Below are 14,330 nucleotides of genomic sequence, written 5' to 3'. Positions count from 1 at the left end.
ATAATCAGTGACAGAAGACCGGCCGATTAGGATCAAACTGCCAACCTTTTTCTAAATACTGCATAGCAATCGTATCATCACGATCTTTAAATGCCATTTGATGGTAAAGTTCATTTTGCTTCCCTAATTTATCCAAATCGATATCAACACCTAAACCGGGTTTAGTTGGAAGTTTGATTTTACCATCAGCAAAACTTAGCGGTTCTTTAAGCAAGGACTCACCGTCCTGCCAGATCCAGTGGGTATCGACCGGAGCAATCTTGCCTGGAGCTGCAGCCGCAACCTGTACAAAGGTCGCAAGTGTAATGTCAAAATGATTATTGGAATGCGAGCCCCAAGTTAGACCCCACTCATTCAAAAGATAGGCCATACGAACACTGCCATTTAGAGTCCAAAAATGCGGGTCGGCTAAAACAATATTGACGCTGCGCAGAGCCGCAGCATGGTGAAATTGCCGCCAGTTGGTCGCAATCATATTGGTCGCCACAGGAATTCCCGTGGCATCGCGGTATTCTGCCATGATTTCCCGACTGGAGAAGCCCTGTTCCGGACCGCACGGATCCTCAATATAGGTCAGCACATTTTTACGCTTTTGTGTCAAAGCCACTGCTTCTTCCAGTGTCCAAGCGCCATTAGGATCAATATTAATGCGGGCATCTGGAAAGGCTGCCTTCAAAGCGTCAACCGCCTTCATTTCTTCTTCACCGGCTAAAACACCGCCCTTTAGTTTAAAATTATTAAAACCATACTTATCTTTGAGCACGCGCGCCTGTTTAACAATAGCCTCGGGCGTCATCATTTCGGTTCGGCGCAGTGATTCCCAGCTGTCGCTGCCATCGCTTTTTTCATAAGGCAGATCAATCTTGGAAGAATCTGCTGAATAAAAGAGATAACCCAAGAATTCAACCTCATCACGTTGAATACCGCCTTCACCCAAAAGAGCAGCAATCGGCAGCTCTAGGAACTTACCTAGTAGATCCAGCATAGCGCATTCAACAGCTGCTTCAGACTGAACAACAAATTTTAAATTGGAAATATTTAACTGCTGCAGACCCTCACCAGTATCTTGGGCCGCTCTCTCACGGCTCCTGCGAATATTGGTCAGAACCTTGCGGTATTCACTGACCCGTTCACCAAGAACAAAGGGCTTATAGCTCTCAATCTGCTTGGTAATATGCTCTCCGCCGTGTATTTCTCCGATACCAAGATTACCGCTATCGTCTTTTAAAACAACAATATTTCTTGTAAAGTAAGGAGCGTGACAGCCACTTAACGTTAGCAAGGGGCTGTCATGACCGGCAACAGGATAAACAGCCATTTCAATGACTTTTGGTGCTTTCCCCATATTTTTCTCCTTTATTTAAGATACGGCAGAGGATTGTTATCTAAGTGCTATGCACTTGATAACAAACGCCAATCACCATCGTGAATTGGCTACCTCTCCCGCTAACTTCGTTTGGTTAGTAAGATCGACTAACCAAACGAACTGTCGCAAAGGGTGCTAAGAAAGCGAGAAGAAAATAGGAGGCTGACGCCATGCGCTTTGCGCATAAGGCAGGCTATCTTTTTCTCGACACTCCTTCAAATGTGATAATTGGCCTTAAACAATACCAAACGAGGCGATAATAGCAATGAAAACTGAATTCAGCAGAGGGAAAGCAGCTCCCAGCCAGAATTCGTGATAGTAACCTTCTTTGTGAGTCAAATGGGTATAATTGAGACGATTAATAACCGAACCATTGTGTGGCAGAGAATCCAGACCGTAACAAGAGATATTAACCATACGGTGCAAAACATCTGCACTGATACCTTGTTTTAAGAAACGCGGTGCAAAAACATTAAGCGAAATAGCTTCACCGCCTGATGCCGAACCTGTAATACCAGCAATTAAGTTTGTCGCAATTGCTAATTGAATCAGCGGCGGACCTGGAATTTTGTCCAAGTTATTAACCAGATAATCAAAACCTGGTGCCACAGCAACAATACCGCCAAAACCAACAACTGAAGCAACATTCATGATAGACTTCATCGTGGAATTGACACCGTCAGCCATGGTATTTTTAAAGTTAGCAAACTTATTATAGTAGAGAGCAAAGCAGGCGAGGCAGCCCAGAGTCAAAGAAAGATAAGGAGCCACATTAAAACCATTCATAGCAACAATCAAAACAATAGATGGCACAAGTGCCTTGATAAAATCTAAAGTCGTTGTCTTTTTATCCATGGCTTTCAAAGCTAAAATTTGCGAAGCTTCTTCCATTTTGTGCCCAGTCTTTTCGAAACCTTCTCCGCGCTTTTCATTGCGTTTGAGCATCCACCAGATATACCAAGCCCCAAAGATGATGGATACGCCGGCAGCGATAATACCAAGTATGGGTGCCGCCGTTGGTTTGGTTCCTAAAGTTTTCATCGGAATCAAATTTTGAATGGCAGGCGAACCTGGTAGGATAGCTGTCCACATAGATCCACCATAAACCGCAACAGCAATGATGAAATGCCAAGGAATATCCAACTCTTTAAAAATACGGAAACATATAGGAGCAATGGTAAAGATAACAACGAAACCACTAACACCACCAAATGAGAGAATAGCCGTAATGAGAGAAAGACCCATTAAAACCCAAAACTTAGCATTTTTATTGCCCATCTTTAAAGACCACTCTGCAATCTTATTAGCAATATCTTGGGCTGCTCCACAGTCTCCGAGCATCGAACCAAGAATCGTTGCTGGTAAGAAAATCAAAAAATTGTCTTTTGCGAAATCAGCAAAAGCTGAGGCGTAGTCAGTCGTTAAACTCTTTGTCACTGGTAAGCCTGACAAGAGAATAACGATAAGAGAGGCAACCGGTCCTAAAATCAGAATAGGAAACTGCTTATAAGATCCCCAGATCAAAAAGGTCAAGGCAGCCAGAACACCTAACAAGCTAATTAGTCCACTGTCCATAATCGTACTCCTTTAGTATTGAAATTTAACATTGAGAAAGCAATTAACCAAGATAAAACACTTTATAGTGACATCCCTGCATTAGCATTCTCAATTACCGATGTCTGAGAATTGACAGGCTATCATAAATAACAACTCTATCCTCAGTTCCGATGGCTTCATGGTACCACATCCCTCTTTCTATGTTCAACGTTTCACAAACTATAGTTTACTAGAAAGTTTCCCCTTATTCTTTGGTATACATAACAAATTATTTTCTCAACAGCTAATCCTATTTAGAATTTCAAAAACTTAATGCTTTGGCGATAGCAATTGGAATGAAAGGAATAATCCGCATTGTTTAAGCAATAGAAAGGCATGAGAGCCTAAAGATTATTCTCTTTTTGACACTTTTATCCAAAAAACTGCGACCGACTAACCATCGTTCTTTTTTATTACAAAAACTAATACCAAAAGTAGTATAATAACTCTAGCACCTGTGTAAGGATAAGGGGAGGAAAAACTTATGATTGAGGCTAGTGTCGTCCAGGATATCCTGACTCGTATGAAAAAAATTATCAATCAGGAACTGAACTTCTTTTCGACCGAGGGAGTCATTATTGCCAGCACCGATCCTAACCGTATCGGTCAAGTCAATCATGAAGGGGCGCAGTTTGCTCTTGATAAAAATCAGCCTATCGTCATTGAATTCGATAACCAATACGAGGGAGCTAAACAAGGGATCAACCTACCTGTTGATATTGATAACCAAATCGTTGGCGTTATCGGTATCACTGGCAAAAAAGAAGAGGTCGCTCAATATGGAGAAATTATTAAAGAGATGACCAAAGTTTTAATCCTAAATAACGCCGCTAGGGAGCTTGTTTATAATCGGCGCAATGTCCACCGAAACATTATTGATTATATTCAAAATGATGATCAGAGCGATGCTTTTTCAGTTGAAATGCTTTATGGTATCAATCTGTCGTCTAAAAAATATACAGCTATTGTTGGTTTGCCAAGCGATGACCGTCTCACGGAACAATATTTTGAGGATATTTCTAATGTTTATCTGGATTTGGAGCTTCTCTTGGGAGATGAAGATGCCATCTTTGAAGTTAGGGGAAATATGATTCTGGTTCTCTTACAGCTCAAACAGCCTTCAGCTGCTTCTAAAATTATTAAAAAGATAGATGACGTTATCAAAAAGAAATATAACACCACCTTATTGTTCGGTGTTGGAATGTCTGGGCAAGGAAAAAATGAATTAAATCGGAGTATCAGCCAAGCCAAAACAGCTCTTGGCTGGAATAAGACGTTTTATCAAAAACGAGAACTTTTATTTAGCGATATGGAATATGGACTGGTTCTGCACAGTATTGCCGATACTAATAAAAAGTATTTTTTAGATAAGATTTTTACCCATCTCTCTCAAAAAGACATTGAAGACATGATACCGCTTTTAGATACCTACGAAACTTGTAACGGCAGTATTAAAAAATGCGCCGAAAAACTATTTATCCACAAAAACACAGTCCAGTATAAACTCAATAAAATTACCGAGAAAACGGGCCATGATCCAAGAAAGCTTTCAGATTTTTTCATTCTAAAGTTAGCTTCTATTCTTTACAAAATGCAAAAATAAACAGGCTCATCTAAACAGGCGAAAGTCTGCATGCCAAATTCTATAGCATTAAGTCGGAGGTACTCATTATGCATAATGCCTTATTACTACAACCTAAATTAGGAATCGGGACCTGGTTCTTAGGAGAAAAAGCATCTGCCGAACAAGAAGAACTGGCTGCCCTGCAGTATGCTTTGGATAGAGGGGTAACCATTATTGATACAGCAGAAATGTACGGTAATGGTAAAGCCGAGAGGTTGATCGGTAAGGCCATTCAGCCTTTCAATCGCGATAAGCTCTACCTTATTTCCAAAGTTCTTCCTTCAAATGCTAATAAAAAGCGTATGGAGTCCAGCCTCGATGCTTCACTTAAAGCCTTACAATCAGATTATTTAGACCTTTACCTCTACCACTGGCGTGGCGGAACCCCACTTTCCGAAACGGTGTCTGAGTTAGAACGTTTAAAAAGCAAGGGAAAAATCAAAGCTTGGGGGGTCTCTAATTTCGACCTAGAAGATATGGAAGAACTCTTAGCCTTGCCAACAGGCAGTCATTGCCAAGCTAACGAAGTTTTATATCACCTAGGCTCCCGTGGTATCGAATACTGTTTGAAACCCTTTCAGGACCAGCATCATATTCCTACGATTGCCTACTGTCCTTTAGCTCAAGCAGGATCCTTGCAAAGAAAGCTACTCCACAATAAGAGTCTCTCTGATATTGCCCAAGCATTACATATCAATATTTACCAACTTTTACTGGCTTTCACTCTGGCTCAGTCCAATATGATCTCAATTCCCCGAACAGGACAAGTGACACACATGAAGGAACTCATCGCTGCCCAAGACGTCAAGCTCACCCCTGACATTATGGAACAGCTTAACAAACTGTTTCCGGCACCCCAGCACCGAGTTCCTTTGGACATTGAGTAAAACCTGTCTTTAGACCTGTATACAAAAAAGCACCTAGCTATGAATGCCGTTAGGTGCTTTCTTATCTTAAATCACTAATTAGTTGTTGAATGACACGTGGACATGGTCCATGTGATTAGCTGTTGCATCACCACGGTCTGGCATGTCATTCCAAGTGTAAGCCGGACCATAGATATTATCGGTTGGAGCATAGAATTTTTGCTGATAAATCACGTAAGAGATATTATTTGCTTCCATGTTTGAAGTGGCATAATTAGCAACTTCTTGACCGAGTTGAGTATCATCATAAGTCATGACATCAACAGCATTACCAGTTCCGTGATCGCCTGAGTCACCTGGACGAACACCGCCGATATCAGTGGTTCCATAACGGTTAGCAACATCATTAGCGAAATTGGCTGCTGATGGTTGAAGACCTGTTGTATCAACAGAAGCATTTTGCGGAGCGGCTTGCTCAGTCGCTGTTGGCTGCTCTGCCTCTGGAGCTACTGGTGCCTGTTGGTCAGCAGGAGCTTCTGCTTGAGCTTGGCTTTCAGAAACTGGTACTGAAGCTTCTGACAAATTGTCTTCTGATGAAGCGGCGGGCATTTCTGAGCTGGCTGCTTGCTCGCTAGCTGGCTCTTGGGCTTGCGGAGCTGTTTGATCGGCCTGAACTTGTTCAGCCACTGGCTGCGCCGCATCAGTTGCTTGATTGTCTGGATTAACAGTTTCTGCTTGAGCTTGGTTCGCTGTTTCCGATGAAACTGGTGCTTGACTAGCTACTTCTGAAGTTTGAGCTTGCTCAGATGCAGGTGCCTCCGGAGCAGGCATAGCTTGGCTAGTATCAGCAGCTGGTGCTTCACTCGAAGCTGGTGTTTCAATAGCATCCAAAGAAGTTGTATTGTCACCAACGGTCACCTGATTATTGGATAAATCAACAGAAGCTTGTGGAGCTGTTTGATCGGCAGCCTGAATAGTCACACCTGTCGCACTGTGGTTAGCATCATAAGTGGCCGTAATGACAGTGCCTGGAAAAATCACATTGACATCCGCAATGGCATTGACCTTAGCCAAGACATTAACATCAATTCCCATAGCTTCGGCAATCGTGCTGAGCGTATCACCTGGCTTAACAGTATAGGTTGTTGTGTCACCTTGGTTAGCCAAGTCAGCTTTAACTTCTTCGACAGAACGGGGCGTCCAGTTTTGATTGGCATTGACATCTTCAGCCTGAACTTTAGTGGCTGCAAAGATAGACAAAGCAAGTGTTGAGGCTAGTAGCATTTTTTTATTGAATTTCATGTTATAGTCCCTTTCTTCCTACCCAGTCAAATAACTGAGTTTTATTGGATGAGGCCCGCCACCAAAGAAGCGAACACGCCTAATCATTTTTAGTACGCTATCTATCCTAACATAGATTTTTTAAAAATCCACTTCAACTGCTTGCCTTAACAAAAGTATATTATAGCTGTAACATTTGACTTATTTGTCACATATCACTAACTAGTATTAGATTAGGTTGAACTCACGAGATATCCTCTCAATGCTTATTGTACCTGTAATGCTCAAATACCTGCTCAATTTTCGGCATTAGGCCATGTAACCAAATGACATTGAAGTAAATAAGAGGCACCACTGCCACGAGATAGAGAAAGAAAATCCAGAGGCTTGTCACTGCCTGTCCATAATGAAAAAGCATGGGAATCACCAAGGGTAATTCCAGAATAGCGGTAACAACACCCGGAACATAGCCCTTAAACCAAAAGCAACTGAAATAGTGAAAAAGGAAGTGCAATTTGTAACCTGCTAGAACAGCCAGATAAAAGAGGAAATTCCCACTGACTTGACAAGACAATAGAGAGCAATCAACACCAAGAGAAGAGCAGTAAGTCACTGTATGAAAAAGTACGCTCACCATGGCAGTAACGGATATTGAACCCTATTCCGTTAAAGTTTTAACGATAGCCGTTGCTGCTTTAGCAACTGACGGATATCTATGCAAAGACAAACCATCACTTCACGGACCCGTAACAATGATGGCTATTTATCCCAAGATGAACGATGGTCGAAAGCCTAGATCAATGTCTAAAATGACGAACTCCTGTGAAAACCATGGCAATTCCGTATTTATCCGCCGCTTCAATGACTTCTTGGTCACGCACTGAACCACCTGGCTGGATAATCGCCTTGATGCCTGCAGCTGCAATTTCTTCAACATTATCAGCAAAGGGGAAGAAAGCATCACTGGCAAGAACTGCCCCATCAAGACGGTCCGCTGCGTGTTCCAGAGCAATCTTAACTGCTCCAACTCGGTTAGTCTGACCCGGACCAAGGCCGAGTGTCATGTGGTCGTTGGCCACTAAAATCCCATTTGACTTAACGTATTTGATGGCTTTCCAAGCGAATTCAAGCGCTGTTTGCTCCTGGTCATCAGGCTGACGCTTGGTAACAACCTTCCAGTCAACTGGATTTTCCTTGACCACATCTTGGTTTTGTACCAACATACCGCCGACAACACCGGTATACTCTGCTTCTACTTCGCTGGCTTCTTGAGCGTCAAAAGGCAATACCAAAATGCGTAGGTTTTTCTTTTTAGTCGTAAGAATTTCAAGCGCTTCATCTGAATAAGACGGTGCAATGATGATTTCTAAGAAGATGCTGTGCATTTTTTCAGCGGTAGCCGCATCTACCTCACGGTTGAGCACAACAATACCACCGAAAATAGAAACGGGGTCAGCCGCATAAGCATTGTCCCAAGCGCCTTCAATCGTGTCAGCCTGACCGATACCGCAAGGGTTCATGTGTTTGAGAGCAACGACAGTCGGACGATCCGTAAAATCACGAATAATACGGATGGCTGCATCAGCGTCACGAATATTATTGAAAGAAAGCTCTTTACCATTAAGCTGTTTGGCTGAAGCAATGGAATACTCGGTCGGAATCGCAGACTGATAGAAATCCGCATCCTGCTGTGGATTCTCACCGTAGCGCATAGGCTGTTTGAGGTCGTAGGTAATGGTCAGCTTTTCAGGCTTGGTTTCACCCACTTGCACTGTGAAATAATCGGCAATCAGTGCATCATAAGCTGCTGTATGACGATAAACCTTGGCTGCTAAGCGTTGACGTGTTTCATAAGTTGTCTCCCCAGCTTCTTTAAGCTCATTGAGAACCACTGCATAATCCCTAGGATCCACGACAACCGTGACACTAGCATGATTTTTCGCAGCCGAACGGAGCATAGACGGACCACCGATGTCAATATTTTCTACAGCATCGGCATAAGTAACATCTGGTTTGAGGATGGTCTCCTTGAAAGGATAAAGATTGACCACCACGAGATCGATGAGCTCAATATTATTGTCTCTTGCAGCCTGCAAATGGCTATCCAAGTCACGGCGAGCCAAAAGACCTCCATGGATCTTAGGATGGAGTGTCTTAACACGGCCATCCATCATCTCAGGAAAACCTGTCACATCGTCAATGGCGATCGTGTCAAGCCCCGCCTCATCAAGGACCGTTTTGGTGCCACCAGTTGAAATAATATCCCAACCGAGTTTTTTAAGTTCTTGGGCAAACTCTACGATGCCCGCTTTATCTGAGACACTAATAAGTGCGCGTTTAGTCATGATTTTTCCTTTCGTTGATACTTTTTAGCATCGTATCCATGTTGCTTATTTTTTTATTTCTATTCTATTAGTATTTTCTGATTTTGGGTGCTTGGTAGGTTTTTATAAATTCTTCTATCTCTACTAAATTATCAGAGAAGAGAATTTTATCGCGGTCTATCTGACTGAGAAATCCTTCCCTTACCATATCGTCATATTGGTCTTGTAAGCGATCAAAATACCCAGCTACATTATATAAAATACAAGGGGCATCATTTTGACCAATCCGAGACCAAGATATGACTTCCGTAATTTCTTCTAGAGTTCCCGGACCTCCCGGGAGAGCAATAAACACCTCTCCAAGTTCAACCATTTTTGCCTTACGACTAAGCATATCATCAACTACGATTAGCTCATTTATATCGGAATGTGCGATTTCTCTATCCTTTAAAAAACTTGGGATAACTCCTATAGCATAACCTCCATTCGCTAGAACAGTATCCGCTATAAGCCCCATAAGGCCGATTTTGCCGCCACCATAAACTAAGTCATGACCATTATGAGCCAGCCATTGTCCAAGTTCTCTGGCTTTAGTTTGGTAAATATCCTTATGGCCCAAGCTAGCTCCACAATAAACCGTTACTTTCATGGTGCAAATCTCTTTTCCAATTTATTTTTATGGGTTTCCATAATATCCTCTAAGGAAATTTGATATTTGTCCGCCAAGATAAAAATATTATCCAACACATCTCCCAACTCTTCCTTGATATCAGCAAGATTTTCAGCATCACCTTGAACGAGCTCATCAGGCCTATCCCGACCGATCTCTCTTTTTCTAACAGCCTGTGCTAACTCACCAACTTCTTCTGTCAAAAAGTTACAGCGGATAAAAACATTATACTGATACCAATGGCGCTTTTTATAAAAAGTACTGACCCACTTTTGATAATCTTTTAGATCCATTATTTTTCCTCAACTTCAAGTTCTCTCAGCACCTCTGGATACAACTGATACTCAGCCTCATGGATCCGAGCTTCAAAGGTTTCAATGGTGTCATCAGCTAGGCGTGGCACGCGCACTTGTTTGATAACTTTGCCCGTATCAACTCCACTGTCCACCCAGTGTACCGTTACACCGCTCTCAGAAACACCAGCTTTCCAAGCATCCTCAATACCATGGGCACCAGGAAATTCCGGCAGGTAGGCGGGATGAATGTTAATAATGCGACCTTCATAGGAAGTCAACAGAGTTTCACCGACAATTTTCATGTAACCAGCGAGAACAATTAGATCTATCTGATGTTGCTCCAAGAGTTCCAAGATAGAGGTTTCATAGTCAGCCTTATTGTTGAATTCCTTAAGTTCAAAGGCATAGGACAAAACATCTAGGTTCTGTGCCCGCTCAAGCACATAGGCATCTCGATGGTCTGAAAAGAGAAACTCAACGGGGAATTGCTCAGCAATAACTTGGAAATTGGAGCCATTACCAGAAGCAAAGACTGCGATCTTTTTTCCCATTACTTGATCACCACACTAGCGTCAGTTTTTTCCACAATGCGACCCAACTCATAGGCAGCCTCATCTAGCAGTTCCTTGACGCGGCCGACATTTTCAGGACTAACAGCCAGCATCAGGCCAATACCCATATTGAAAATTTCAAACATTTCTTGGTGTTTGATATCGCCGTATTTTTCAAGAGCCTTGAAAATTGGTAGAACAGGTACCTTATCTTCTTCGATTTCAGCTGCCAAATGGTCACCAAACATACGGGGAACGTTCTCGATAAAGCCACCGCCTGTGATATGGGCAATCCCATTGACTAAGCCTTCCTTAACCAGAGGCAGTACTGACTTAACATAAATCCGTGTTGGCTCAAGCAGGACTTCCTTAAGTTTTTTGCCGTCTAATTCCGGCAATTCTTCCTCACCGGTATAGTTCGCAAAGACATGGCGCACCAAGGAATAGCCGTTAGAATGGATACCGCTTGAGGCCAAGCCAATCAGAATATCACCAGCCTTGACCTTTGACCCATCAATGATTTGGGATTTTTCAGCGATTCCGACTGCAAAGCCCGCTAAATCGTAGTCATCTTGGCCATACATACCAGGCATTTCAGCCGTTTCCCCGCCGATAAGAGCCGCACCAGCCTGCACACAGCCTTCAGCGACACCAGCAACAACCTGTTCCAACTTGGCAGGCTCATTTTTGCCAGTAGCCACATAGTCTAGAAAATAGAGAGGCTCAGCACCTGCAGCAATGATGTCATTGACACACATGGCAACACAGTCTTGACCAATGGTATCGTGCTTATCATATTTGATAGCCAGCATGAGCTTGGTTCCGACACCATCTGTTCCCGATATGAGAACAGGCTCTTTAACACCAGTCGTCGTCAAATCAAACATACCACCGAAGCCCCCAAGAGCTCCCATGACACCCAGACGCTCTGTGCGTGCGACATGTTTTTTGATACGCTCGACCACTTCATAACCAGCCTCAACATCAACACCTGATTGAGCGTAAGCATTCTTTGTCATAATCTAAAATACCAAGAACGTTGAAAAAGTTCACCAGACTTTTTTAATCAGGCAATAGAGAAAGCTGGGCTTTCCCACTAGCAACTAATACAACGTTCAATTCCTTTCATTTTGTCGTTTTGAAAATAACAGAATAACTGTTTATTTTCTTCAATAAAAACTCGTTTTCTCTTTCAGGCTTTCCAAATAGCGTTCTTCATAGTCATACAGCGGCGTTGGATAATTGCCATCAAAATAAGCGACACAGAGACCACCATTTGGCGCATCTGTCTTCAACCCAACCGATTCAATCAAGCCTTCCTTAGACAAGTAAGTTAAACTATCTGCACCGATGATTTGACGGACTTCCTCAACACTATGATTAGCTGAGATAAGCTCCTTGCGATCTTGAATATCGATACCATAAAAACATGGATAAGCCAAAGGCGGGCTGGCAATAGCCACATGTACTTCTGCTGCCCCTGCTTCACGAAGGAGCTGTACAATCCGACGGCTGGTTGTTCCACGAACAATGGAATCATCGATCATAACCACACGCTTTCCTTTAACCACACCAGATACAGCAGAGAGCTTCATGCGTACCCCTTGCTCACGTAATTCCTGAGTCGGCTGGATAAAGGTTCTTTGCGTATACTGATTTTTGATCAGCCCCATTTCATTTGGTAAACCAGATTCTTCTGAAAAACCCATAGCTGCAGATAAGGAAGAATTAGGGACACCAACGACAATATCTGCCTGCTGATGAAACTCTTGAGCCAGACGCTTACCCATGTGCTTACGAGCCGTGTGGACATTGACCCCTGCAATAGTGGAATCAGGACGGGCAAAATAGATATACTCCATAGAGCAAATAGCTAACTGCGTTTTGGTCGTATAATGATCATACTGAATACCATCTTTATCAATGATGACTATTTCCCCAGGATTAACATCTCGAACCCACTGAGCACCGACAACCTCAAAGGCACAGGTTTCACTAGATACCACCCAAGCGCCATTCTTCATACGACCAACAGACAAAGGACGAAAACCATTAGGATCCAGAGCGGCAATCAGTTTATCCTCAGCCATGAGCAGGTAAGCAAAACCACCTTTAATAGTATTAAGCGCTTCTTTAACCTTATCAATAAAGTTTTCTTGCTGACTGTGACGAATCAGGTGGATCAAAATCTCACTATCTGAAGTACTAGAAAAGATGGCTCCTTTGTCTTCCAACTGAGCTCTCAAAGTCTGAGCATTGGTCAGATTACCATTGTGAGCCAAGCCTAAGTGACCGTCGTGAAAGCGAAAATGAAAGGGTTGGATATTATCAATTGTAGCTTCACCAGCTGTCGCATAACGAACATGGCCAATAGCAGCCTGCCCTGTTAATTTTTCCAAATCAGCTGGATTGTTAAAAACTTCTGACACCAGTCCTGTATCGCGGTGACGCAAAAGTGTCCCATCATCGTTGGATAAGATACCTGCACCTTCTTGACCGCGATGCTGAAGACTATGGAGGCCAAAATAAGTTACCTGCGCAGCTTGAGGATGACCCCAAATACCAAACAGACCACATTCTTCATTAAGAGATTTTACTTCGTATGTCATTGTTTCTCCTATTGTTGAAAACTAATTTTATTCTGATAAAGCCCAATCTTCTAAAAGAAAATTAGGAATCTCATTCGGCTCTACTCTCTTATAGTTAGTTGCCCCTATATTATTTCCTAAATTAGGTTCACCAAAAAGTTCTTGACTAAGCAATACTAATTTTTCATCTGTCCTTATTTGATCTTTGACTTTTGGAGAAAAATAATAATTTTCAGTATACGCAAATATCAAGTAATTAAGAAACTCTAACTTCTTTAGTCGAGAGCTACTATTAAATTGACTTTTTAAAGATTTATACTTCCTATCTCTTTTATGATAAAAAGCCAATACCATTGTATTTTCTCTTAAGGGAAGAACTGCCAGATGTAATTTCTGAATACGATTTTCTTTTGAAAAGTCTTTTGTATTATTAATGGGATACCCGTACATATCTCTAATCAAAGTTAACGAACCTTGAAATGCAATCGGTGTCTTATAAGGAAGTATTTCATGGAAAATAACTTGATAGCTGCCTGTGAGATTGTTTTCGATCACATCTTTATGTATTGAAATTTCATTTAAAAAATCTTCAATATCGTAATCAAAGGAATTATGAACATCTTCCAGTCTTTTGGATAAACCGTTCAAATAATTTTCAGAGATGTCATTATAGTTTATTTTTAAAACTCTTGTAACATTTTCAAGTGACCATAATTTTTGATGCTCATACTTTTCTCTTTTTCTTCTGACTAGTTCTAAAAGAAAATTTTTTAAAGCAATTTGGGCTAATATTTTATCATTTGGATAACTCAGTAAATTGTTTTCATTTTCATACTCTTGAAAATAGAGTGAATCACAGTCATTACATATAGTTTGAATAGTTCCTGAATTATTCAAACCTCTTTCATTCTCAATATCATTACCAATTAAATAGCTAGATTGAAGCAACATACCAGATTCTGTGATATTTTTTAATGATAATTGAGGAATTGTATGCGAATTACAAAAACCATTTCTTACTTTTCCACAAAGGACACATTCCTTAGGTTTTACAGCCTCTCGCATTTCTTTTCGGGATTTAGATACGAACTTTCTAAATTCCATTTGATTATCAATATCTATTGTCTTTTTCGGCATTTTGCTATCTTTCCTTCAGTGCTACGATACG

Annotated in this window: 13 protein-coding genes; 2 read left to right on the top strand and 11 right to left on the bottom strand. The window is 41.8% G+C overall.

Annotated features, from left to right (window positions below):
- Window positions 1–4 precede the first annotated feature (4 nt).
- Together ACFSN5_RS00315 and ACFSN5_RS00310 are read right to left on the bottom strand one after the other, a co-directional pair.
- Complete coding sequence (locus tag ACFSN5_RS00315; protein ID WP_165329537.1) at window positions 5–1,345, bottom strand: enolase C-terminal domain-like protein; 1,341 nt, start codon at window positions 1,343–1,345, stop codon at window positions 5–7.
- Window positions 1,346–1,600: 255 nt separating this feature from the next.
- Complete coding sequence (locus tag ACFSN5_RS00310; RefSeq protein WP_165329536.1) at window positions 1,601–2,941, bottom strand: GntP family permease; 1,341 nt, start codon at window positions 2,939–2,941, stop codon at window positions 1,601–1,603.
- 505 nt (window positions 2,942–3,446) lie between these two features.
- Here ACFSN5_RS00310 and ACFSN5_RS00305 point away from each other — a divergent pair.
- Both ACFSN5_RS00305 and ACFSN5_RS00300 read left to right on the top strand, forming a co-directional pair.
- Window positions 3,447–4,565 (top strand): CdaR family transcriptional regulator, encoded by a 1,119-nt coding sequence (locus ACFSN5_RS00305; RefSeq protein WP_004228057.1) that lies wholly within the window; start codon window positions 3,447–3,449, stop codon window positions 4,563–4,565.
- Window positions 4,566–4,633: 68 nt separating this feature from the next.
- A complete protein-coding gene (locus tag ACFSN5_RS00300; protein WP_165213128.1) occupies window positions 4,634–5,473 on the top strand; it encodes an aldo/keto reductase in 840 nt (279 codons plus the stop codon).
- Window positions 5,474–5,551: 78 nt separating this feature from the next.
- Here ACFSN5_RS00300 and ACFSN5_RS00295 read toward each other — a convergent pair whose 3' ends face one another.
- The 9 genes from ACFSN5_RS00295 to ACFSN5_RS00255 form a co-directional block, all read right to left on the bottom strand.
- On the bottom strand, window positions 5,552–6,754 hold the full coding sequence (locus ACFSN5_RS00295; RefSeq protein WP_165213126.1) for a LysM peptidoglycan-binding domain-containing protein: 1,203 nt from the start codon (window positions 6,752–6,754) through the stop codon (window positions 5,552–5,554).
- A 238-nt stretch (window positions 6,755–6,992) separates the two neighbouring features.
- Window positions 6,993–7,370 (bottom strand): HXXEE domain-containing protein, encoded by a 378-nt coding sequence (locus tag ACFSN5_RS00290; RefSeq protein ID WP_346773319.1) that lies wholly within the window; start codon window positions 7,368–7,370, stop codon window positions 6,993–6,995.
- A gap of 160 nt (window positions 7,371–7,530) precedes the next feature.
- Complete coding sequence (purH, locus tag ACFSN5_RS00285) at window positions 7,531–9,078, bottom strand: bifunctional phosphoribosylaminoimidazolecarboxamide formyltransferase/IMP cyclohydrolase (RefSeq protein WP_165213124.1); 1,548 nt, start codon at window positions 9,076–9,078, stop codon at window positions 7,531–7,533.
- 67 nt (window positions 9,079–9,145) lie between these two features.
- Window positions 9,146–9,706: a TIGR00730 family Rossman fold protein gene (locus ACFSN5_RS00280; protein WP_165213122.1), complete on the bottom strand. Its 561-nt coding sequence runs from the start codon at window positions 9,704–9,706 to the stop codon at window positions 9,146–9,148.
- A complete protein-coding gene (locus tag ACFSN5_RS00275; RefSeq protein WP_165213120.1) occupies window positions 9,703–10,020 on the bottom strand; it encodes a MazG nucleotide pyrophosphohydrolase domain-containing protein in 318 nt (105 codons plus the stop codon). The genes ACFSN5_RS00280 and ACFSN5_RS00275 overlap by 4 nt, the downstream gene beginning before the upstream one ends.
- On the bottom strand, window positions 10,020–10,574 hold the full coding sequence (gene purN / locus ACFSN5_RS00270) for a phosphoribosylglycinamide formyltransferase (protein WP_165213118.1): 555 nt from the start codon (window positions 10,572–10,574) through the stop codon (window positions 10,020–10,022). Before purN ends, ACFSN5_RS00275 begins: the two co-directional genes overlap by 1 nt.
- The gene (gene purM, locus ACFSN5_RS00265) at window positions 10,574–11,596 is read right to left on the bottom strand and encodes a phosphoribosylformylglycinamidine cyclo-ligase (RefSeq protein WP_206221366.1); all 1,023 of its coding nucleotides are present in this window, start codon (window positions 11,594–11,596) and stop codon (window positions 10,574–10,576) included. Before purM ends, purN begins: the two co-directional genes overlap by 1 nt.
- A 147-nt stretch (window positions 11,597–11,743) precedes the next feature.
- On the bottom strand, window positions 11,744–13,183 hold the full coding sequence (gene purF, locus ACFSN5_RS00260) for an amidophosphoribosyltransferase (RefSeq protein ID WP_165213114.1): 1,440 nt from the start codon (window positions 13,181–13,183) through the stop codon (window positions 11,744–11,746).
- Window positions 13,184–13,210: 27 nt separating this feature from the next.
- Window positions 13,211–14,299: a hypothetical protein gene (locus ACFSN5_RS00255; RefSeq protein ID WP_165329535.1), complete on the bottom strand. Its 1,089-nt coding sequence runs from the start codon at window positions 14,297–14,299 to the stop codon at window positions 13,211–13,213.
- Between the last annotated feature and the right edge of the window lie 31 nt (window positions 14,300–14,330).

Origin of the sequence: Streptococcus tangpeifui (genome assembly GCF_044503215.1) — a bacterium.
In the GTDB taxonomy this organism is placed as follows: domain Bacteria; phylum Bacillota; class Bacilli; order Lactobacillales; family Streptococcaceae; genus Streptococcus; species Streptococcus tangpeifui.
Note: the sequence above shows the minus strand (reverse complement) of the source record. Positions and strands in the feature narration are given on the sequence as shown.

What these genes read in the sequence shown, in the direction of transcription:
- ACFSN5_RS00315 (WP_165329537.1), bottom strand. Translation starts at nt 1,345, where the DNA reads ATGGGGAAAGCACCAAAAGTCATTGAAATGGCTGTTTATCCTGTTGCC.
- ACFSN5_RS00310 (WP_165329536.1), bottom strand. Translation starts at nt 2,941, where the DNA reads ATGGACAGTGGACTAATTAGCTTGTTAGGTGTTCTGGCTGCCTTGACC.
- ACFSN5_RS00305 (WP_004228057.1), top strand. Translation starts at nt 3,447, where the DNA reads ATGATTGAGGCTAGTGTCGTCCAGGATATCCTGACTCGTATGAAAAAA.
- ACFSN5_RS00300 (WP_165213128.1), top strand. Translation starts at nt 4,634, where the DNA reads ATGCATAATGCCTTATTACTACAACCTAAATTAGGAATCGGGACCTGG.
- ACFSN5_RS00295 (WP_165213126.1), bottom strand. Translation starts at nt 6,754, where the DNA reads ATGAAATTCAATAAAAAAATGCTACTAGCCTCAACACTTGCTTTGTCT.
- ACFSN5_RS00290 (WP_346773319.1), bottom strand. Translation starts at nt 7,370, where the DNA reads ATGGTGAGCGTACTTTTTCATACAGTGACTTACTGCTCTTCTCTTGGT.
- purH (WP_165213124.1), bottom strand. Translation starts at nt 9,078, where the DNA reads ATGACTAAACGCGCACTTATTAGTGTCTCAGATAAAGCGGGCATCGTA.
- ACFSN5_RS00280 (WP_165213122.1), bottom strand. Translation starts at nt 9,706, where the DNA reads ATGAAAGTAACGGTTTATTGTGGAGCTAGCTTGGGCCATAAGGATATT.
- ACFSN5_RS00275 (WP_165213120.1), bottom strand. Translation starts at nt 10,020, where the DNA reads ATGGATCTAAAAGATTATCAAAAGTGGGTCAGTACTTTTTATAAAAAG.
- purN (WP_165213118.1), bottom strand. Translation starts at nt 10,574, where the DNA reads ATGGGAAAAAAGATCGCAGTCTTTGCTTCTGGTAATGGCTCCAATTTC.
- purF (WP_165213114.1), bottom strand. Translation starts at nt 13,183, where the DNA reads ATGACATACGAAGTAAAATCTCTTAATGAAGAATGTGGTCTGTTTGGT.
- ACFSN5_RS00255 (WP_165329535.1), bottom strand. Translation starts at nt 14,299, where the DNA reads ATGCCGAAAAAGACAATAGATATTGATAATCAAATGGAATTTAGAAAG.